The sequence below is a fragment of the Aeromonas sp. 601039 genome (assembly GCF_049174415.1).
GTDB lineage: Bacteria > Pseudomonadota > Gammaproteobacteria > Enterobacterales > Aeromonadaceae > Aeromonas > Aeromonas veronii_A.
This window is the reverse complement of record NZ_JAAKTL010000004.1, coordinates 46960-66813: the sequence shown is the minus strand read 5'-3', so window position 1 is coordinate 66813 and position 19854 is coordinate 46960. Positions and strand designations below refer to the sequence as shown.

The window sequence follows — 19854 nt, the reverse complement described above, 5'->3', positions numbered from 1 at the left end:
GTTTACTCCTCGCCCTGGAGGCGGCTGACATGGGCAAAAGCGTCGTCCATGTCGATGAAGCAGCGCAGTGGCCCGGGCTGTGCCTCGGCTAGCGCCAGAAATGCGGCGATCCCGGCATTGAGCCCTACCAGCAGGCAGGTGGCACCCAACAGACGGCACACCTCGGCAAGTTTGCAAACCTGTCTGAATTCATGGTGATCCAGTAGCATGACGCCGGAGAAGTCGAGCAAGACTGCATGGTGACGCCCGTGTACCAGTCGCTGGGAGAGGGCCTGCATCAGCATCTGCATGCCGTCGTCTCCGAGATCGGGGCGCATGCTGACTACTATGCAGTCGGCCATATCGGCGATGCCAAGATCGTTGTTGAGCTGCATGGTCATTGCCGCGACCTAGAGGGCTGAGCCAACCCGTTTGAGCGCTATTTCGAAGGCGTCTCTCAGGGTCGCTGTGGTACGGACGTCACCGACCGACACCCCCAGCTCCACCATGGTACGGGCAATGGCGGGGGAGACTCCCGAGATGATGGCTTCACAGCCCATAAACTGGGTCGCCTTGGTGATCTTGATCAGCTGGTTGGCGACGCCAGTGTCCACGGTGGCGACTCCGGCAATATCCAGCACAAAGACCCGGGCGCGGGTTTCGGCAATCTTGGTGAGCGACTTGTTCATCACGTCGGCAGTGCGCATGGAGTCGATGATCCCAACCAGTGGCAGCAGCAGGATCCCGTCCCAGATAGGGGTGACAGGGGTCGACATCTCTTGCAGAGACTTGTGCAGCTCCTCGCGCACTCTGGCGGCCTCTTCCGCTTCCACCATCGCCTGTTTGAGCTGGCGGTGCTGCTCCACCTGTGCCGTGATGTCGGTGGCAAACTTGACGATTTTACTGGGCTTGCCGTTCAGATCCAGCACGGGGTTGTAGGAGCCCTGGATCCATACCTCCTGTCCCTGCTTGTTCAGGCGGCAGAATTCGCCAGCCAGAAACTCGCCCCGGCGCAGCGTGTCCCAGAAGGCGAGGTAATCCGCCGACTGGGCGTAGTCTGGGTCAACCAGCAGCCTGTGGTGTTGCCCTTTCAGCTCTTCCAGCTGGTAACCCACTATGTCGAGAAAGCGTGGATTGGCATCCAGTATGGTGCCCTCCAGCGAAAACTCGACCTTGCCCATGACCCGGCTCAGCGCATTGAGCTGGCCCTCGAAGCTGGCCGTGAGCTGCTTCTGCCCGGTCAGATCCATGGCGTACAGAGTCATACGAGATAGTTGTCCATTGTCATCCAGAACCGGGCTGCAGGCTCCACGGATCCAGACATCCCGCCCCGGCTTGTCCAGCAGGTGAAGCTCGTCCTCCTGCGAGGAGCCGCTGCGCAGTGCGGCCTGAAAGGTGTCATGTGTGGCGGATTGCACCTGGTCCGGGGAGAGCAGCATGCCGTAGTGCTTGCCGGAGAGCTCATCTAGCGTGTAGCCCATGAGGCTCAGAAATCGCGGGTTGGCATCAAGGATCTGCCCCTCTGGCGAGAGTTCGAGCCGTACCAGCACCTGATCGAGGGTGTCTATCCCGGCATGATGAGTGGAAGGGGCCGAACCTGTGGTATTGGAAGAGGAAGTGTGCGCGTCCATGGCATCTCCAGAGAGAGTCGTTGATTTTGATATCAATAGCGGGTGTTAAGCAGTTATAGCCCACTCTGGCTCTTCCAGCCGATATCTAGGGTCAAAAGAGGCTTGTCATATCCTGGTTGGTGGAGGCTTATCCCGGGCGGATAAAATGGGGGGCTAGCCACCAAGACCGAGACCGTGAGCCAGATCCTGCAGCAGACCATGAATATTCCGGCCGACCAGCTCAATCCGGTGATCTTCGCCGGTGGCCAGCGGGGCAGAACACCAAGGTGCAGTGGCTCAAGGATAAGCAGATGACGCTCTTCTACGGTGATATCAAGGCGGCGCAGGAGGTCGGCATTCGCGGCATTCGGCTGCTGCGGGCCGCCAACTCCAGCTATCGACCACTGCCGTTGGCAGGGGCGCTGGGGGAAGAGGTGGTCATCAACTCCCAGTTCTGATCCGGAGCGGATCCATACAACAAGGGCGGGGCCATTGGCGCCCGCCCTTCTGTTTTTAAGGAGTCATGCAAAGGCGTAGCGCCTTGGTCAGCTCCGGTTATCAGTCAGCCCACGGCATCTCGGGCAGGCTGTCGAGGAATTCGCCGTAGCGGGTCAGATTGAAGGGGCCCTGATCGGCCTCCATCGCCATCAGCTCGGCCCCTAGGGCGCAGGCGATATATTGCAACGCCTCTTCCCGCGGGGTGCCCTTCATCACCAGCCGCATCAGGGTCGCCTTCACATGGGGAGGGTGACCATCGTTGAGCTGGTTCTCCACCATCTCCAGCAGCGTCTCTTCGTCAAAAAATTCCTGAGTGTCGTTCATGGGATATCCGCAACAGTGAATGTGGCGGCCAGTATAGCCTGAATGTGACTAACACCTTGAATGGCCAGCGAATAAACAATCCGATGAGGAGGCCATTTGTTACCCATAATTAGGAAGAGTTTGCCAAGGCAAACAGGTTGGAACACAGATAACATGGATGGACACGCCTATGCCCACGATAGATTCCCTGCTGGCTGAGCCCAAGCTACTGCCCCAGATCCCGGAAGTGATGCGCGATTTGATCCAGACCTTCAATGAAAAGGATCCGGATCTGCTGAAGATCAGCAAGTTGATCAACAAGGACCCTGTCATCTCCGCCAAGTTGCTGCGGCTGGCCAACTCGGCCAAATTCGGCAGCAGTCGTCAGATCGGCACCGTCAATGAAGCCGCGGTGCGGCTGGGGTTGGCGATGGTGCGCAACATGGTGCTGGCCTGCGGGCTCACCGAATCGGTCAAGGCCGTGCCCGGCATTGATCTCAAACATTTCTGGGGCTGCGTCTTCAACGTGGCTGAACTGGCCCGCCGTCTGGCGGTGAAGAAAGGGATGAAGGGAGATGAGGTTTTTACCTGCGCTCTGCTGCACGATCTTGGCCGGCTGGTGATGCACGTGGGGCTGCCTGAAAACACTGTCCACCACATTCACGATCTGGAGCTGCACAAGGGGCGGGCCAAGGCAGAAGAGCTGGTGGTTGGCTTCAACTATGCCCAGGTCGGGGCGGCCATGGCTCGTTACTGGAAGTTTCCCGATACCATCAGCAATGCGGTGGAGTATCACTACAATCCCATGCTGGCCAAGGTATTTTCCGCCGAGGCCGGGTTGATCCATCTGGCCATTGTGCTGGCGGCCCAGTCCGATGTGGGGGAAGAGGCGCCCCCTGAGTGGCCCCACAAGGTGGCAGATGCGTTGGGGCTGAGCTGGGCCGATTGCGCTGCCCAGTTCACTGCGCTGCGCGAGCAGGGCAACGGCTATGCCGGACTGCTGGCCGCCTGAGCCCGTTTCTCCCATCTCGTCAGGGGTCGCACTGCGGCCCCTTTTGTATGAGTGATGGTGCCACAGGCTTGCCAGCCCGGGAGTGACGGGGCACTCTTTGCCCTTCACTTTCCGTTTGAGAGCCCTTGCCATGATTGCATCCTCCCGCCTGGTCCTGCGCGAAATGATCGCCACCGACGCCCCCTTCATCCTTGAGCTGCTCAATGACGGTGACTTCTATCGCTACATCGGTGATCGGGGCATTCGCACCCTCGAACAGGCGCAGGAGTATATCCAGCAGGGGCCGGCAGTCAGCTATGCCCGCTATTGTCACGGGCTCTATCTGGTGGAGCGCAAGGATGACGGTGCCAGCCTCGGTATCTGCGGTCTGATCAAGCGCGATACCCTGGAGCAGGTCGATATCGGTTACGCCTTCCTGCCGCAATATCGTGGCCAGGGCTACGCCATTGAAGCGGCACAGGCCACCCTTGCCGATGGCAAAAGCCGGTTGGGGATCGGGCAGGTAGTTGCCATCGTCACTCCGGGCAACGAGCGATCCATCGGCCTGCTGGCCAAGCTGGGGCTGGTGCACAGTCGACTGGTCAAATTGAGCGAAGATGCCGATGAGTGCCTGCTGCTCGAATCCGGGGTAACGGAGTAACGTTCCGGCTGTCTGCGAGCCGGTCGATGCCAGGAGAGGGGAGTCCCACTTTCGGGAACAAGTGTCCCGTTTTCTAAGATCTTGTCAGCCAGCCCATCAAAAATGAGTTTTTGGGAGTCTCTGTTCCGTAAGCGAGACGCACCTGACGGGACCAGCCCTGCATAGTAGGCACACTGGTTTCACCGTCATTGGAGCAATGGACATGAGAACTCCCAATATCACCTTTATCGGCGCAGGCTCTACCATCTTTGTGAAGAACATCCTAGGGGATGTGTTTCACAAACCGGCCCTGAAAAATGCCAACATCTCCCTGATGGACATAGATCCACAGCGGCTGGAAGAGTCCCAGATTGTGGTGCGCAAGCTGATGGATTCCAGCGGTGCCAAGGGGCTGCTCAGTTGCCATACCGAGCTGAAACCTGCGCTGGCAGGGGCCAACTTTGTCATCGTTGCTTTCCAGATCGGCGGTTACGAGCCCTGTACCGTGACCGATTTCGAGGTGTGCAAACGCCACGGTCTCGAACAGACCATTGCCGATACGCTTGGGCCCGGCGGCATCATGCGGGCACTGCGCACCATCCCTCATCTTTGGCGGGTGTGCGAGGTAATGAGCGAGGTGTGCCCCGACGCCACCATGCTCAACTACGTCAACCCGATGGCGATGAACACCTGGGCCATGTATCAACAGTTCCCTCATATCAAGCAGGTGGGACTGTGCCACTCGGTGCAGGGAACGGCGCACGAGTTGGCCCGTGATCTCGGCATCGATCCGACGACCTTGCGTTATCGCTGTGCCGGTATCAACCACATGGCCTTCTATTTGACCCTTGAGCGTCAGCTGGAGAGCGGCGAATTCGTCAATCTCTATCCCGAGCTGCTGGCTGCCTATGAAGCGGGGACTGCCCCTAAGCCCGGCCTGCACCACAACCAGCGTTGCCAGAATCTGGTGCGTTACGAGCTGTTCAAGAAGTTTGGTTACTTCGTTACCGAATCCTCCGAACACTTTGCCGAGTACACCCCCTACTTCATCAAGCCGGGGCGCCCTGATCTCATCGAGCGCTACAAGGTGCCGCTAGACGAGTATCCCAAGCGCTGCGTCGAGCAGATTGCCCGCTGGCAGGATGACCTCACTGCCTATCGTCAGGCCGAACGGGTCGAGGTGCCCGAATCGAACGAGTATGCGAGCGTCATCATCAACTCCCTCTGGAGCGGTCAGCCCAGCGTCATTTATGGCAACGTCAGAAACGACGGCCTCATTACCAACCTGCCGGATGGCTGCTGCGTGGAGGTGCCCTGTCTGGTGGATGCCAACGGCATTCAGCCCACCGCCATCGGTCGGCTGCCAACCCATCTGGCCGCCCTGATGAGCACCAACATCAACGTGCAGGCGCTAGTCACCGAAGCGATCACCGAGCGCAAGCGGGAAAGCATCTACCATGCAGCCCTGCTCGACCCCCACACCGCAGCAGTGCTTGGCATGGACGAGATCTACGCCCTGATCGACGAACTGATTGAAGCCCACCGCGGCTGGTTGCCGGAGTGGATTCACGGCTGAGCAAGAGTCCCCTGCGGGGGGCTTAATCCCCAAGGAGATAAACCATGAGCGTCTCGCTGAAAACCAAGTTGAGCTATGGCTTCGGGGCCTTCGGCAAGGATTTTGCCATCGGCATCGTCTACATGTACCTGATGTTCTACTACACGGATGTGGTGGGGGTGTCGGCTGCCTTCGTCGGCACCATCTTTCTGATTGCCAGGATTTGGGATGCGGTCAATGACCCCATCATGGGGTGGATTGTCGACAATACCCGTAGCCGTTGGGGCAAGTTCAAACCCTGGATACTGATCGGTACAGTGGTCAACTCCATCGCCCTGGTGATGGTGTTCAGTGCCCACTATTTCGAAGGGACGGCCCTGCTCGTCTATGTGGCCATCACCTACATCCTGTGGGGCATGACCTATACCCTGATGGATATACCCTTCTGGTCGCTGGTGCCAACGTTGACCATCGATAAGCACGAGCGCGAGGCACTGGTTCCCTATCCCCGCTTCTTTGCCAGTCTCTCCTGGCTTATTACCGGTGCCATCGGCCTCAAGGTAGTGGACTATTTTGGCCAGGGGGACAAGGCCCACGGTTTTCTGATGTTCACCTTCATCCTGGTCGCCTTCTTTCTTGTCTCGACCCTGGTCACCCTGCGCAATGTTAAGGAGCGCTACAGCTCGGCCGCGACCCCCACTGTCAGTCAGCAGCGCACCACCATCATGGATTCGGTCAAGCTTATTTTCCGCAACGATCAGCTCACCAGCGTGCTGTTTATGGCGCTCTGCTACAACGTGGCGAACAACACCATCACCGCCTTCGCCATCTACTACTTTACCTATGTGATTGGTCAGGAGTCCCTCTTTCCCAGCTTCATGATGTACGGGGGCATCGCCAACCTGATCACCCTGATGATCTTCCCGCGGCTGGCCCGCTTCATCTCGCGGCGGGTGCTCTGGGCGTTGGCCTCACTCTGCCCCATAACGAGCTGCCTGATGCTGATGTATATCGGTTTCATTGCTCCCCAGAATGTCGCGCTGATCATCCTCTCCGGCATCCTGCTCCACATAGGTACCGCCCTGTTCTGGGTGCTACAGGTGATCATGGTCGCCGACACGGTCGACTATGGCGAGTACAAGCTTGGCACCCGCAACGAGAGCATCGCTTACTCGGTGCAGACCATGGTGGTCAAGGCTGGCTCGGCCTTCGCCGGCTTCTTCATCGGTGTCATGTTGACTCTGGTCGGTTATGTCCCCAATGCGGTGCAGAGTGCCGAAACCCTCTTCGGCATGCAGGCCATCATGGTGGTGCTGCCGGCCATCTTCTTTGCCCTGACCCTGTTTGTTTACTTCCGCTTCTACAAGCTCAACGGCCACTACCAGAGCAAGGTGGTAGATCATCTGATGTGCAAATATGAATCCGAAAGTATCGAGGCCAAGCAGGCGCAGGCGGCGGCCAGCTGATCTCTTTCACCTATAACGCCGACCTTGGGGTCGGCGTTCATCATCAAAGGAGTTGAACATGGGATATCCAATGAGTCGCCGGGCCCGTCTCTCATGCGCCATGATGGCGGCAGGCATCGCTACCCTCTGTGCGCAGCCGGCGGTCGCCGCCGGAGTGGAGGCAGCATCGCAACCGGCCGTGCATCTCAGCTCTTCCAGCACCGAACTGGCAGAAGGATTCAACTGGGCGGCCGCCAAAACGGCGCAGTTCATCATGACCGGCCAGCGTGGCGTCACCAACAAGGACGAGTACCACCCGGAGGGGGATGGCACCGGCCTGCATGACTACATCCCCTCATACTGGGCCGGCTATTACGATCGCACGGCCTTTTACGGACGCGACTTTGCCCATCAGGTTGCCGGTGCCGAGATTGCTGGCTGGCGCGCCGAGAACTTTTCGATGTTCAAGGTGTTTGCTCGCAATGCCACCGACGCGCGCAAGTGGTATACCCTCTGGGCCTTCAACTTTGATGGCTCTCCCCACACCATCGACTACAAGGATGACAGCTGGTTCGTGCGCGAGGTGCCCGCCCAGTTCGAGTTGGTGGAGAAGGCTTACCACGCCTACCTCTGGAGCGGCGATCGCCGCTATATCGAGGATCCCGAGCTGTGGTCCTTTTACGGCAAGGTGCTGACCGACTTCATCGCGCTGCATGATGAGCAGCACCCCAACGGGATCGCCGAGGGCAAGGGAGGTATTTTCCAGGGATCCTGCACCTACAACGAGCGGGGCGAGCACCCGATAGAGGCAGCCGATGCCATCGGCTCCCAGTATCAGGCGACGCTGGCTTATGCCGCCATGCTGCAGGCTCGCGGTGAAAAGCGGGCGGCGCAAGTCTGGCAGCGCAAGGCGGTGCTGCTGAAGCGCTACTTCAACGAGGAGTGGAGCCGGGTTGCCGGGGATGAGCAGGGCCACTATGCCCGCATACTCGACAGCAATCTCAGCAAGCGCAACGATTTTGGCAAGGAGAACAGCTGGTTTATTCCGATGAAGCGGCTATCTGAGCCGGGGCCGCGCAATGACCGCTATCTCGACTTTATCAGCGAGATGGTGGGCGAGGGGATCGGCTCGACACCACAGGCACCCGCCAACATCGAGGCCTACACCTATCTGCCGGATACCTATTTCCCCTATCAGCGCAACGAGGAGGCGTGGCGCTGGATGCGCTACATTCTGGCCAAGCGAAATCTCCCCCATGAGCGGCCTAGTCAGGGCACCAATGGCGACTATCCGGAGATCTCCTTTACGCTGGTGTCGCAGACCGTGGAGGGGATGATGGGGGTTGAGCCGGATGCGGCCGCGCACCGGGTGGCAACCCTGTCCCGATTGCCCGCTTTCATCGACTGGGTAGCCATCGAGCAACTGCCGGTCGGGGCCCACCGGTTGTCACTGCGCCATGAGGGCGTTACCGCCAGCAAGTTGGGCAACACGGGGCCGCGCGCGCTGTTCTGGGAGGCCCGCTTCCCGGGCAACCACGGATTCCTGCTGGTGGATGGCAAGCTGCGCAAGGCGAGTATGCAGCGCCTCAACGGAGTCACTGTGAGTGCGGTCGAGGTGACTGTGCCGCCGGGTGGACGAGTGAATGTATCGGTACCGTCCCGCTAAGCGGTGAGAGATTGAGTCAGGGGGGCGTGAGCCCCTTTTTTATTTGGGAATTTACTGCGAAGAGTTGGCCCGTTCCCGACTCAGTTGGCGGTAGCGACTCGGTGTCAGCCCCAGATAACGCTGGAAGGTCTCATAGAAGCGGCTGCTGGAGTTGAAACCTGCCGTCAGTGCGACATCGAGGATGGTGCGGTCGGTATCGCTGAGCAGGGCTCTGGCATGGTTGATCCGCATCGCGGTGACGTACTGCTTGATGCTCATCTGCATCACCTTCTGAAACAGCCCCATGGCGTAGTTGGGGTGCAACCCAACATGATCGGCCAGCTCCCTGGTGGTGAGCGGGGCATCATGGTGGGCGGCAATGTATTCGAGCATCTGCTGCACATGGAACTGGGAGTGTTTTGAGGCACCCGTCGTCGTCCCCTGATTGCTGTGGTTGGCGAGCAGGCGGCTCCAGCCATCCAGCCCTAGGCGCCGCAACATCAGGCAGATCTCGTCGGCAACCAGTTGCTGACGGCCAGGGTCATCCATCCGGCTCTCCGTGACCCAGCGGGTCAGTTCAAACTCGCTCACCAGCATGGCTGATCGCGACTGCAGTACGCCGCCATGGGTGACCTGATTCAGCAGCTCCCGATTGATGGGCCAGGAGAGAAACAGATGGATCGGTATATTGATGAGGCCCATCTGCGAGCAGTGGCCGATACGGGTCAGCTGATGGGGGATGGCCGCCCAGAACAACCCTGCATGCCCTGCCGCCAGGGTAAAGGATTGGCCATTCATGGTGTACTCCACATCACCGTCGAACGGGATGTTGACTTCCACCTGGCCATGCCAGTGGTAACCGGCCATCTCGTGGGGAGCCCGCAGTTCCACATCGATCGCCTCATAAACGGAGTAGAGCGAGAGGGGGCTGCTTAGCCCCTCATCGGTCTCGTGCACGCTGGAAAAGTAGGGGCGTTCAAGCTTCGTCATCATGCAGGCATCGTTATCAGGTGGATTGAAGAGACCCTGTTTGTATCACCATTCCGAGTCTCTGCCTGTGGCGGTCGTTCCGTTATTGCATCTTGTGGTGCACCAGAGCGGGAAACTGCCGGTGAACTCACAGTTGGGGGATGCAGGAGACAGCGGGGCGGCATGCTCTACCCCTGTTGTCCCCTGCTCTGCGATTTTATCTGGACACCAGCCGCTCCAGTCCGGTGAGTGCTTGTTCCAGATAGCTGCGCGGGCAGCCCAGATTGAGGCGAATAAAGCCCTGCCCCCCTTTGCCAAAGCCGATCCCCATCGACGGGACAACTCTCGCCTCTTCGATAAGCCGCTGTTTCAGCTCATCGTCATCCAGCTCCAGCTGGCGGCAATCGATCCAGGCCAGATAGGTGGCATCGGCCTCCATCAGTTGCAGACGGGGCAACCGGGTTGCCAGTTGCTCGGCAAACCAGTGGCGATTATCTGTCAGATAGGCGAGCAGCCCGTTTAGCCATGCCTCGCCGTGCTGATAGGCCGCAGTGGCAGCCTCCATGGAGAGCGCATTGAATACATCCAGACCATGGGCATCGAGACGCTGTTTGAAGCGCTGGCGCAGCGCAGGATCCGGGATGATGAAGTTGGAGATGCGCAGCGAGGAGAGACCGAAGCTCTTGCTGGCAGAGGTCGCCACCACCATGTTGGGCAGCAAATGGGGCGGCAGGGAGAGCACCGAGGTGTGCCGATGGCCAGCCAGTTGCAGATCGGCCCAGATCTCGTCTGATACCAGCGTCACGCCGTGCTGCTGGCACAGGGTCGCCAGTTCATAGAGCTCGGTGAACGTCCAGCTCCTGCCGGTCGGGTTGTGGGGATTGCAGAGGATCATCATGGCGGGGCGCTCCACCATGAAGAGACGTGCCAGCTGCGGCAGATCCATCTCGTAGCGATTCCCTTTTCGCAGCAACGGGTTATCTAGCAGTCGTCGCTCGTTCAGCGCGATGATCTTGGCAAAGGAACCATAACAGGGGCCCTGGACAACAATCCCTTCTCCGGGTTGTGTCAGCATTTGCAGTAGCAGCGAGATGCCGGGGATCACCCCCTCGACGGAGTGGATCCACTCCCGTTCTATGGTGATCTGATGGCGCCGGGCAAACCACTGTTGTATGGCGCTGAAGTAGTCATCCCGTCGCTCGCTGTATCCGAATACGCCGTGGGCGACCCGCCGTTGCAGTGCCTGCTGCACGGTTGGTGGACAGGCAAAGTCGAAATCGGATACCCACATGGGTAGCAGATCGCTGCCGTCGATGCCAAGGTACTGGGGCATACAGTCCCATTTGATGGAGTTGGTATTGTGGCGATCAATCACTTGGTCAAAGTTGTGCTCCGGCATCTTATCGCTCCTCCGCCACTGTCATGGTCCGCGGCTCCCCTGTCACCTCTTTCCGGTCTGCATGGGCGATGCCAATACCGGTAAAGCCGTAGCCCAGGGCAAAGAAAAGGGCGGCATAGCACTGGATGGCCCAGGGGAGGTAATCGAGCGTCGGGATGCCAAGGGTGCCCGCCATATAGACACCAGCAGCCGTCCAGGGGATCAGGGGCTCAATCACGGTGCCCGCATCCTCTATGGTGCGGGAGAGGTTCTTGGTATCCAGCCCCATGCGACGGTAGGCGTCCTGAAACAGCTCGCCCGGGATGAGCAGGGCCAGCTTGCCGTCACTGGTGGCACCGGTGACCAGCAGGGTGGTGGCAATGGTCGAGGCGATCAACTGGCCAGTGGAGTGAATAAGGGTCAGCAGGCGATTGATGATGAGGTTGAGTGCCCCCGTCAGGGTCAGTACACCGGCAAAGGAGAAGGCGCAGAAGACCAGCAGAATGGTGCTCATCATCGAGAACATGCCACCGCGATTGAGTAGGCGGGGGATATCGGGGAGCAGCTGGCTGACGTCATGACCCAGCGGGGTGAACATGGTGAGGTTGAAGCCGTCGATCAGGGCATTGAAACCGGACTGTAGCGGCAATCCCTGCAACGTAATCCCGAGGATAATGGCGATGGCGCTGGCCAGCAGCATCAAGGGAATAGTGGGCTTCTTGGCGATCGCCCCCCACAGCACAATCAGCGGGGGCAGCAGCAGGAGAGGATTGAAGTGGTAGAGCTGCTCCAGTGTGGACAGGATGGTGATGACCTTCTCCGGTGTGGCCACCTCTTCACCGATGACTGAAAAACCGGCGACGAAGAAAACGCCGGCAGCCAGCAGGAAGCTGGGCAGCGTGGTCCAGAGCAGGTGCTGGATATGGGCGTAGAGGGTGGTATCGGCCACAATGGCGGCGAAGTTGGTCGAATCGGAGAGAGGAGAGATCTTGTCGCCGAAATAGGCGCCTGACACCACCGCCCCGGCTGCCGCTGCCAGCGAAACATCCAGACCGTGCGCAACCCCCATCAGGGCTACCCCGACGGTGCCCGCTGATCCCCAGGAGGTACCGGTACAGACCGAGACCAGGCTGGTGATGAAGAAGGCCGCAATGAGAATGTATTGCGGGCTGATCAGCTTGAGCCCCCAATAGACCATGTAAGGGATGGTGCCGCTGAACATCCAGCAGCCAATCAATCCACCCACACAGACCAGGATCAGAATGACCGGCATCGCCTTGGCCAGCTTCTGGACGATGGACTGGATGATCTCGTCCCAGCTATATCCCTGCCAGCAGGCGAGCAGTGCTGTGAAGATGGCGGACAGCAGGAGCAGTGGCTCAATGCGCAATCCCATCAGAACATAGCCAACGATCAGGAGCCCCAGCATCACCAGAATGGGTAATGTGGCAAGCCCCAGGGTCAGGGTCTTTCTCTCTTGTTTCATCACAGTTGATCCATCGCTTCAGAACATGGCGCCATTGTGGGGCGAGCAGCCTGGTGGAAATGTGAGCCTTGCACGCCAGCCATGTAACCGGTTACATGGTGTTCTGGAACGTGATCATGGTCGCAGAAGGGGAGGTTGCGTCAGGGGCATAACCGACTCACGAATGACCAGTGCAGGGGTGAACTCATGGATCTCCGGGCCCGGGGCCTGCTGTTGCAGTCGGGTGATGGCCAGCTCGGCAGCCCGTTTGGCCATGGTCTCAATGGGGTAGTGCAGAGTGGTCAGTGTCGGGTAGAGGTAGCGGGCCAGCATGATGTCATCGAACCCGATAATCGACAGGTCTTCAGGGATCCGTCGCCCGCATTTTCTCAGGTGCGACATCATGCCTGCCGCCATCACATCGTTGAAAGTGAGCACGGCGGTTACCTCGGGGCACTCAGCAAGCAAGCGCGCCGCCGCCTGTTCGCCCCCCTCCTCGGTAAAGGGCTGGCTGATAACCCACTGTGGTTTGAGTGCCAGATGATAGTGAGCCATTCCTTGCTCATATCCCTCCAGGCGGAGCTGCCGATCGGCGATGGGCAAATCACAGGTGATGAAGCCGATCCGGCGATGACCTTGAGCCACCAGATGGTCGACGGCGGCTCGGGTGCCTGCCCGGTTGTCCAGCCAGACACTGCGGTGAGCCAGCTCGGGCAGATAGCGATTGATGGGAATGAGTGCTGGCATGTGTGAGGCGTAACGGAGCAGCAGTTCGTCAGAGAGGCGAGTGGTATGGGCAACGATGGCTTCGCAGCCCTGATTGATCAGAAACTCGAGCCCATACTGCTCCTGCTCGCTTTGATGGGACCCGCTACAGACCATCAACCGAAAGCCGTGCTGCCGGCTGATGGCTTCTACTCCGCGGGCCAGTCTGGCAAAGAAGGGATCGGCCAGATTGCCGGTCAACAGGCCGAGCATATTGCCGCTGCGTTTTGCCAGAGCCACTGCCGCCATGTCGCGTCGATAGTCGAGCGCACGCATTGCTTTCTCTACCCGTTCCCTGGTCGCCGGTTCAACATGGGCAGAGTTATTGATCACTCTTGAGACGGTTGCCGTCGAGACCTTGGCGAGGGTTGCGACCTGTCTGATGGTGGCCATCTGATTGCCTTGTTCATACTCCGGAGATAAGGGGCTCTCTTATAACGACAACTCGGTATGTCAGCTACCTCTTGCGGTTCGCTTTACTGCGATTTGTGATCGGAGTGGCACATTGGTGGTTTGCAAGGCGAATGAGATAAAGAGGCTAAGGGAAGGAGCAGAGACGATGCGGGGTGTACTATCACCAGATGATGGCGGAGGGGGATAAGCAAAGAGGCCGCCGTGAGTTGCGGCCTGTCTGCATCGGGCGCTGCCGGAGGGCAGGCAGGATCAGTTGAGGTCTTCGATGGAGAACTCGCCAGCGATACCATCACAGGAGATGGCGAAACCGCCGCTGAAGCGGGTGCTGAACTGGATCAGAAACGCATCATTGTCGTGCTCTTGCACAGGCAGGTTGATGGGCTTGCTGCGACGCAGGGGCTTGTGTGTTTGTACTGCTTTCATCATGGTATTTCTCTATATAAATTAGGTGTTTGCTCCTTGTATTGGCAAATGTCAGGTCAATGGGCGCGGTCGATTGGGTGAACGACAAGCGCGCAGGAATACCCAGCCCGGTTAAAGGGCGTCTGCACTTTCAAGGAATATGCTGATGCATAAATCAAATTGGGTGGGCAGATCGGGTCTGCACCGTGAGAGCCGGGCAACGCAGGCAGACAGCCTGACGGTTCTCAAGGCGAGTAAATCAGAAGAAGGTTATGCGGGTACTGGCAGGATTCATCGTGAGGTGAAGCATTGCAGGATAAACATAAACAGGGCTGATTAACTAGCCGACGCGCATTCTCTCCTCGAAATGAATAAAAAGCAAACAATAATTTGCCAATGTTGAAGTCAGTACGCTTTTCCTCTGTGTAATCAAGGGGCTATGAGCAGCAAATATTCGCATCTATCCGCCATAAAAAGAGGGCTCCCGACGGGAGCCCTCTCTCATTCTGCAACCAGCACAGTGGGCCGACTCAGTAGTCGCCACAGGCCTTCTTGGCGGCCGTGATCATCGGGGTGATGGTCATGCCTTGCACCACGATGGAGAACATCACCACCGAGTAGGTCATCACTAGGATGACCTCCCGCAGGTCGACGCCATGTTCCGGGATCATCATGACGCCGGAGGGGAGTGCCAGCGCCATCGCCATGGCCAGACCACCGCGCAGGCCACCCCAAGTGAGGATCCGTACCGAGAAGGTGTTGTAATTGCGGAATCGGCGGAAAGCCACATAGGGCAGCGACACGCTGATAAAGCGGGCACCCAGGCAGAGCGGTACCGCAATGACCAGCAGGATCCAGTCACGCCAGGCGAGATCCAGCAGTACCAGCGCCAGACCGATCAGCAGGAACAGCAGGGCGTTGAGGAACTGGTCCATCAACTCCCAGAAATGATCCAGGTGATGGCTGCTCTGCTCGGAGAAGCCGGAGTGACGGGTCCAGTTGCCGATCATGATGCCGGTGACCACCATGGCCAGTGCGCCGGAGACGCCGATCATGTTGGCAAAGGCAAAGCCGGCGGTCGGGATGCAGAGGGTCAGCAGCAGCTCCAATGAACCGTCGTCGGTGGCACTGATCATCACGTGGGCGATGAGGCCCAGCACGGCACCGAACAGGATGCCACCGAGGGCTTCGTGCAGGAACAGACCGGCCACGCTACCGAAGGTGGGCTCGACCCCGCCAAAGGCGACGGCAAACACGGTAGCGAAGATGACGAGGCCAACACCGTCGTTGAACAGGGATTCCCCTTCGATCTGGATGGCGATCTGGGGTGGCGCCTTCATCTTCTTGACGATGGCCAGGACGGCAATCGGGTCAGTGGGGGAGATCAGCGCGCCGAACAGCATGCAGTAGACCAGCGGCAACTCCCAGCCCAGCAGCTTGGCGATAAACCAGAAGCCGTAGCCGATGAGGAAGGTGGAGAGCAGGGTGGCAATGATGGCCAGAATGGTGATCTCCCACTTCTGGCTACGCAGCGCCTTGAGGTTGATGCCAAGGCCACCGGCGAACAGCAGGAAGCCCAGAATCCCCTTCAGCAGGAAGTTCTGGAAGTCGATGCTCTCCATGGTCTTGACGGCAAGAGGTTCCAGATTGAACCAACCCAGTTTGCCAAACAGCACCAGCAGTGCGGAGATCAGCATGGAGCCCGCAGTAATGGCGATGGTGGTCTGGATCTTCACAACATACTGGTTGGCAAAGGCGATAAAAATCGCCAACGCTGCCAGAAAACAGAGTGTGTAGTAGACGCTCATAGTTATTTTTTTCTCGTTGGTAGACAGCAAGCACGTATCCCTATGCAGGACGGGCATAGGTTACTCTCGGGCCCTATGTTACTCATTACCCATAAATGAGTATATGGTGGCACGTTTGGACTGATAGACGGCTAGATTTCCATTTTATTTGTTTGCTGTTAGGATGCTGTTTACGCAGTTGCATGGATGTAAGAGGAACACGCGGTGTCGAACGTAATGTCGAGCAGAGAGCCGAGCAAGCAGTCGGACATAACAAAGAAGCTGGAAGCCTGCCTCAGGGAGCGGATCCTGATCATCGACGGGGCCATGGGCACCATGATCCAGGGCTACAAACTCGGGGAGGCGGATTATCGGGGTGAGCGGTTTGCCGACTGGCATACCGACATCAAGGGCAACAACGATCTGCTGGTGCTGACCCGTCCGGCGGTGATCCGCGAGATCCACGAGCAGTATTGCGCTGCCGGGGCCGACATTCTCGAGACCAACACCTTCAACGCCACTCGTATCGCCATGGCCGATTACGAGATGGAAGAGTTTTCCGCCGAGATCAACCGGGAAGCCGCCCGTCTGGCCCGCGCCGTGGCAGACGAGTGGACGGCAAAAGATCCCGCCAAGCCGCGCTTCGTAGCAGGGGTGTTGGGCCCTACCAACCGTACCGCCTCCATCTCGCCGGATGTGAACGATCCCGGCAAGCGTAACGTCACCTATGACCAGCTGGTGGCCGCCTACACCGAATCGACCCATGCCCTGATCGAGGGCGGCGCCGACATCATCCTGATCGAGACCATCTTCGATACCCTCAACGCCAAGGCTGCCGCCTTCGCGGTGGAAGGGGTGTTCGAGGCGCTGGGCTACAGCCTGCCGGTGATGATCTCCGGTACCATTACCGATGCCTCCGGTCGTACCCTCTCCGGCCAGACCACCGAAGCCTTCTACCATTCGCTGCGCCACGTCAAACCGGTCTCGTTCGGTCTCAACTGTGCGCTCGGGCCAGACGAGCTGCGCCAGTATGTGGAAGAGCTGTCGCGCATCAGCGAGACCCATGTCAGTGCCCACCCCAACGCCGGTCTGCCCAATGCGTTCGGTGAGTACGACCTCGATGCCGTCGAGATGGCGGAGCATATCCGCGAGTGGGCCCAAAGCGGCTTTCTTAACCTGGTCGGCGGTTGCTGCGGTACCACCCCGACCCATATCAGCGCCATGGCCGACGCCGTGGCGGGCATCAAGCCGCGTGTGCTGCCCAAGCTGCCGGTAGCTTGCCGGTTGTCGGGCCTCGAGCCGCTGATCATCACCCCTGAATCCATGTTCGTGAACGTGGGGGAGCGTACTAACGTCACCGGTTCGGCCAAGTTCAAACGGCTGATCAAAGAGGGGCTCTACGACGAGGCGCTCGATGTTGCCAAACAGCAGGTGGAGAACGGCGCCCAGATCATCGACATCAACATGGACGAGGGGATGCTGGACGCCGAAGCGGCCATGGTGCGCTTCCTCAACCTCATCGCCGGTGAGCCCGATATCGCCCGGGTGCCCGTGATGATCGACTCCTCCAAGTGGGAGGTGCTGGAAGCGGGCCTCAAATGCGTGCAGGGCAAGCCGGTGGTCAACTCCATCTCCATGAAAGAGGGGGAGGAGAAGTTCATTCAGCAGGCGAAACTGCTGCGCCGCTACGGTGCCGCCGTTATTGTGATGGCGTTCGATGAGGCGGGGCAGGCCGATACCCGTGCCCGCAAGTTCGAGATTTGCCAACGTGCCTACCGGATCCTGGTGGATCAGGTCGGTTTCCCGCCGGAAGACATCATCTTCGACCCCAATATCTTCGCGGTAGCGACCGGCATCGACGAGCACAACAACTACGCGGTGGACTTCATCGAGGCGGTGAAGGACATCAAGACGCACCTGCCCCACGCCATGATCTCCGGCGGCGTCTCCAATGTCTCGTTTTCGTTTCGCGGCAACGAGCCGGTGCGCGAAGCCATTCACGCCGTCTTCCTCTACCACGCCATCAAGAACGGCATGGACATGGGGATCGTCAACGCCGGTCAGCTCGCCATCTATGAAGACATTCCGGCGGAGCTGAAAGAGAAGGTCGAGGCGGTGGTGCTCAACCTCAATGACAACGCCACCGAGGAGCTGCTGGCCATCGCCGAGAAGTATCGCGGTGCCGGTGCCCAGGCCGAGGATCCGCGGGATCAGGAGTGGCGCAGCTGGCCGGTGGGCAAGCGGCTGGAGCACGCGCTGGTCAAGGGGATCACCGACTTTATCGAAGAGGATACCGAAGAGGCGCGCGCTGGCGCCGAGAAGCCGCTGCACGTCATCGAAGGGCCGTTGATGGATGGTATGAACGTGGTCGGCGACCTGTTCGGCGCGGGCAAGATGTTCCTGCCGCAGGTGGTGAAATCGGCGCGGGTGATGAAGCGGGCGGTGGCCTATCTGCAACCCTATATCGAGGCAGAAAAGTCGGGTGGCTCCAGCAACGGCAAAATCGTGCTGGCGACCGTGAAGGGGGATGTGCACGACATCGGCAAGAACATCGTCGGGGTAGTGCTGCAGTGCAACAACTTCGAGATTGTCGACCTCGGGGTCATGGTCTCCTGCGAGACCATTCTCAAGACTGCGCGGGAGGTCGGCGCCGATATCATCGGGTTGTCGGGTCTCATCACCCCGTCGCTGGACGAGATGGTGCACGTGGCCAAGGAGATGGAGCGTCAGGGCTTCAAGCTGCCGCTCTTGATCGGCGGTGCCACCACCTCCAAGGCGCACACTGCGGTGAAGATCGAGCAGAACTACTCGGAGCCTGTGGTCTATGTCTCCAACGCCTCCCGCGCGGTGGGGGTGGCCCAGAGCCTGCTCAGCCCGGATCTCAAGGAGGCGTTTGTCGCCCGCATCGACAAGGAGTACGAGATCGCCCGGGATCAGCATGCCCGCAAGCAGCCGCGCTCCCGCCCGGTCAGTCTGGCCCATGCCCGTGCCAACCGGCATCAGCTGGATTGGGTTGGCTACCAGCCACCCAAGCCCCGCGAGCTCGGGGTGCAGAAGTTCGAAGATGTGGCCATTTCGGTACTGCGCCCCTACATCGACTGGACGCCGTTCTTCCTCAGCTGGGAGCTGGCGGGCAAGTATCCACGCATCCTTGAGGACGAGATCATTGGCGAGGAGGCGACCAGGTTGTTTGCCGATGCCAACGCCATGCTGGATCAGCTGGAAAAGGATCAGAGCGTGCGCTGCGCCGGGGTGATCGGTCTGTTCCCGGCCAACGCGGTAGGGGACAGCATCGAGGTCTACAGCGACGAATCGCGCACCGAGGTCATCAAGGTGCTGCACCACCTGCGCCAGCAGAGCGAGAAGCAGGGCTTCCCCAACTACTGTCTGGCGGACTATGTGGCGCCGAAAGAGAGCGGCAAGCCCGACTGGATCGGCGCCTTCGCGGTGACCGGCGGCATCGGTGAGGAGGCCATCGCCAAGGCCTACAAGGCGCAGCACGATGACTACAACGCCATCCTTATTCAGGCGGTGTGCGACCGTCTGGCCGAAGCCTTTGCCGAGTATCTGCACGAGCAGGTGCGAAAGCGGCACTGGGGTTATGCTCCCGACGAGGCCCTCAGCAACGAGGAGCTCATTCGCGAGAACTATCAGGGCATCCGCCCGGCCCCCGGTTATCCGGCCTGCCCGGAGCACACCGAGAAGGGGAGCATCTGGGAACTGCTGGAGGTGGAGCAGGCCATCGGCATGCAGCTCACCGAATCCTACGCCATGTGGCCGGGGGCGGCGGTGTCGGGCTGGTACTTCTCCCATCCCGAGAGCAAATACTTCGCGGTGGCGCAGATCCAGCAAGATCAGGTGGAAGATTACGCCGTTCGCAAGGGGATGACGCTGGCAGAGGCCGAGCGCTGGCTGGGGCCAAACCTGAGCTGACTCCCGCGTGACACCGGTTGATCTTTAACGAGAAACGGCGGCATCCTTGCACGGGTTGAACAACCTGCGCAGAGC

The 19854-nt window shown here is 59.4% G+C and carries 16 protein-coding genes; 7 read left to right on the top strand and 9 right to left on the bottom strand.

Annotation, left to right across the window (positions count from 1 at the left end):
* Positions 1–2: 2 nt before the first annotated feature.
* Positions 3–374, bottom strand: coding sequence for an anti-anti-sigma factor (locus G5195_RS05200; protein WP_216954502.1), 372 nt, complete (start codon positions 372–374; stop codon positions 3–5).
* Positions 375–389: 15 nt separating this feature from the next.
* Positions 390–1610, bottom strand: a complete 1221-nt coding sequence (locus G5195_RS05195; RefSeq protein WP_216952764.1) for a PAS domain-containing protein — start codon at positions 1608–1610, stop codon at positions 390–392.
* 290 nt (positions 1611–1900) lie between these two features.
* Here G5195_RS05195 and G5195_RS05190 point away from each other — a divergent pair, with 290 nt between their 5' ends.
* Positions 1901–2047, top strand: a complete 147-nt coding sequence (locus tag G5195_RS05190) for a hypothetical protein (RefSeq protein WP_302055900.1) — start codon at positions 1901–1903, stop codon at positions 2045–2047.
* A gap of 100 nt (positions 2048–2147) precedes the next feature.
* Here G5195_RS05190 and G5195_RS05185 read toward each other — a convergent pair whose 3' ends face one another.
* Entirely contained in the window at positions 2148–2411 is a 264-nt protein-coding gene (locus G5195_RS05185; RefSeq protein ID WP_042658108.1) for a hypothetical protein, read from the bottom strand.
* Between the two features lie 169 nt (positions 2412–2580).
* On the opposite strand from G5195_RS05185, the gene G5195_RS05180 reads away from it, so the two are divergent.
* The 5 genes from G5195_RS05180 (at position 2581) to G5195_RS05160 (ending at position 8687) form a co-directional block, all read left to right on the top strand.
* The gene (locus G5195_RS05180; RefSeq protein ID WP_201937502.1) at positions 2581–3402 is read left to right on the top strand and encodes an HDOD domain-containing protein; all 822 of its coding nucleotides are present in this window, start codon (positions 2581–2583) and stop codon (positions 3400–3402) included.
* Positions 3403–3532: 130 nt separating this feature from the next.
* Positions 3533–4042 carry a GNAT family N-acetyltransferase gene (locus G5195_RS05175; RefSeq protein ID WP_421235913.1) on the top strand — a complete coding sequence of 170 codons (510 nt, stop codon included), beginning with the start codon at positions 3533–3535 and terminating at the stop codon, positions 4040–4042.
* A 202-nt stretch (positions 4043–4244) separates the two neighbouring features.
* Positions 4245–5597 carry an alpha-glucosidase/alpha-galactosidase gene (locus tag G5195_RS05170; protein WP_421222751.1) on the top strand — a complete coding sequence of 451 codons (1353 nt, stop codon included), beginning with the start codon at positions 4245–4247 and terminating at the stop codon, positions 5595–5597.
* Between the two features lie 44 nt (positions 5598–5641).
* Positions 5642–7042 (top strand): melibiose:sodium transporter MelB, encoded by a 1401-nt coding sequence (melB, locus tag G5195_RS05165; RefSeq protein WP_216952768.1) that lies wholly within the window; start codon positions 5642–5644, stop codon positions 7040–7042.
* 58 nt (positions 7043–7100) lie between these two features.
* Entirely contained in the window at positions 7101–8687 is a 1587-nt protein-coding gene (locus tag G5195_RS05160; RefSeq protein ID WP_421235912.1) for a hypothetical protein, read from the top strand.
* A gap of 51 nt (positions 8688–8738) precedes the next feature.
* Here the strand turns inward: G5195_RS05160 and melR are convergent, their stop codons facing one another.
* From melR to G5195_RS05130, 6 genes are all read right to left on the bottom strand, one after another.
* A complete protein-coding gene (gene melR / locus G5195_RS05155; RefSeq protein WP_421172683.1) occupies positions 8739–9659 on the bottom strand; it encodes a transcriptional regulator MelR in 921 nt (306 codons plus the stop codon).
* Between the two features lie 193 nt (positions 9660–9852).
* Positions 9853–11034 (bottom strand): MalY/PatB family protein, encoded by a 1182-nt coding sequence (locus G5195_RS05150; RefSeq protein WP_421172684.1) that lies wholly within the window; start codon positions 11032–11034, stop codon positions 9853–9855.
* 1 nt (position 11035) lies between these two features.
* Positions 11036–12499 carry a Na+/H+ antiporter NhaC gene (gene nhaC / locus G5195_RS05145; RefSeq protein WP_421235911.1) on the bottom strand — a complete coding sequence of 488 codons (1464 nt, stop codon included), beginning with the start codon at positions 12497–12499 and terminating at the stop codon, positions 11036–11038.
* Positions 12500–12613: 114 nt separating this feature from the next.
* On the bottom strand, positions 12614–13636 hold the full coding sequence (locus G5195_RS05140; RefSeq protein ID WP_421235910.1) for a LacI family DNA-binding transcriptional regulator: 1023 nt from the start codon (positions 13634–13636) through the stop codon (positions 12614–12616).
* Between the two features lie 270 nt (positions 13637–13906).
* Positions 13907–14083, bottom strand: a complete 177-nt coding sequence (locus G5195_RS05135; RefSeq protein ID WP_005340085.1) for a hypothetical protein — start codon at positions 14081–14083, stop codon at positions 13907–13909.
* Between the two features lie 506 nt (positions 14084–14589).
* Positions 14590–15867: a cation:proton antiporter gene (locus G5195_RS05130; protein ID WP_019446508.1), complete on the bottom strand. Its 1278-nt coding sequence runs from the start codon at positions 15865–15867 to the stop codon at positions 14590–14592.
* A gap of 216 nt (positions 15868–16083) precedes the next feature.
* Between G5195_RS05130 and metH the strand changes: the two genes are divergently transcribed.
* Positions 16084–19779, top strand: coding sequence for a methionine synthase (metH, locus tag G5195_RS05125; protein ID WP_421235939.1), 3696 nt, complete (start codon positions 16084–16086; stop codon positions 19777–19779).
* Positions 19780–19854: the final 75 nt, after the last annotated feature.

Excerpts from the sequence above, each read along its gene's own strand:
- melB (WP_216952768.1), top strand. The coding sequence starts at position 5,642 with ATGAGCGTCTCGCTGAAAACCAAGTTGAGCTATGGCTTCGGGGCCTTC.
- metH (WP_421235939.1), top strand. The coding sequence starts at position 16,084 with ATGTCGAGCAGAGAGCCGAGCAAGCAGTCGGACATAACAAAGAAGCTG.
- G5195_RS05160 (WP_421235912.1), top strand. The coding sequence starts at position 7,101 with ATGGGATATCCAATGAGTCGCCGGGCCCGTCTCTCATGCGCCATGATG.
- G5195_RS05140 (WP_421235910.1), bottom strand. The coding sequence starts at position 13,636 with ATGGCCACCATCAGACAGGTCGCAACCCTCGCCAAGGTCTCGACGGCA.
- G5195_RS05195 (WP_216952764.1), bottom strand. The coding sequence starts at position 1,610 with ATGGACGCGCACACTTCCTCTTCCAATACCACAGGTTCGGCCCCTTCC.
- G5195_RS05185 (WP_042658108.1), bottom strand. The coding sequence starts at position 2,411 with ATGAACGACACTCAGGAATTTTTTGACGAAGAGACGCTGCTGGAGATG.
- G5195_RS05135 (WP_005340085.1), bottom strand. The coding sequence starts at position 14,083 with ATGATGAAAGCAGTACAAACACACAAGCCCCTGCGTCGCAGCAAGCCC.
- nhaC (WP_421235911.1), bottom strand. The coding sequence starts at position 12,499 with ATGAAACAAGAGAGAAAGACCCTGACCCTGGGGCTTGCCACATTACCC.
- G5195_RS05180 (WP_201937502.1), top strand. The coding sequence starts at position 2,581 with ATGCCCACGATAGATTCCCTGCTGGCTGAGCCCAAGCTACTGCCCCAG.
- G5195_RS05130 (WP_019446508.1), bottom strand. The coding sequence starts at position 15,867 with ATGAGCGTCTACTACACACTCTGTTTTCTGGCAGCGTTGGCGATTTTT.
- G5195_RS05190 (WP_302055900.1), top strand. The coding sequence starts at position 1,901 with ATGACGCTCTTCTACGGTGATATCAAGGCGGCGCAGGAGGTCGGCATT.
- G5195_RS05175 (WP_421235913.1), top strand. The coding sequence starts at position 3,533 with ATGATTGCATCCTCCCGCCTGGTCCTGCGCGAAATGATCGCCACCGAC.
- melR (WP_421172683.1), bottom strand. The coding sequence starts at position 9,659 with ATGATGACGAAGCTTGAACGCCCCTACTTTTCCAGCGTGCACGAGACC.
- G5195_RS05150 (WP_421172684.1), bottom strand. The coding sequence starts at position 11,034 with ATGCCGGAGCACAACTTTGACCAAGTGATTGATCGCCACAATACCAAC.
- G5195_RS05200 (WP_216954502.1), bottom strand. The coding sequence starts at position 374 with ATGCAGCTCAACAACGATCTTGGCATCGCCGATATGGCCGACTGCATA.
- G5195_RS05170 (WP_421222751.1), top strand. The coding sequence starts at position 4,245 with ATGAGAACTCCCAATATCACCTTTATCGGCGCAGGCTCTACCATCTTT.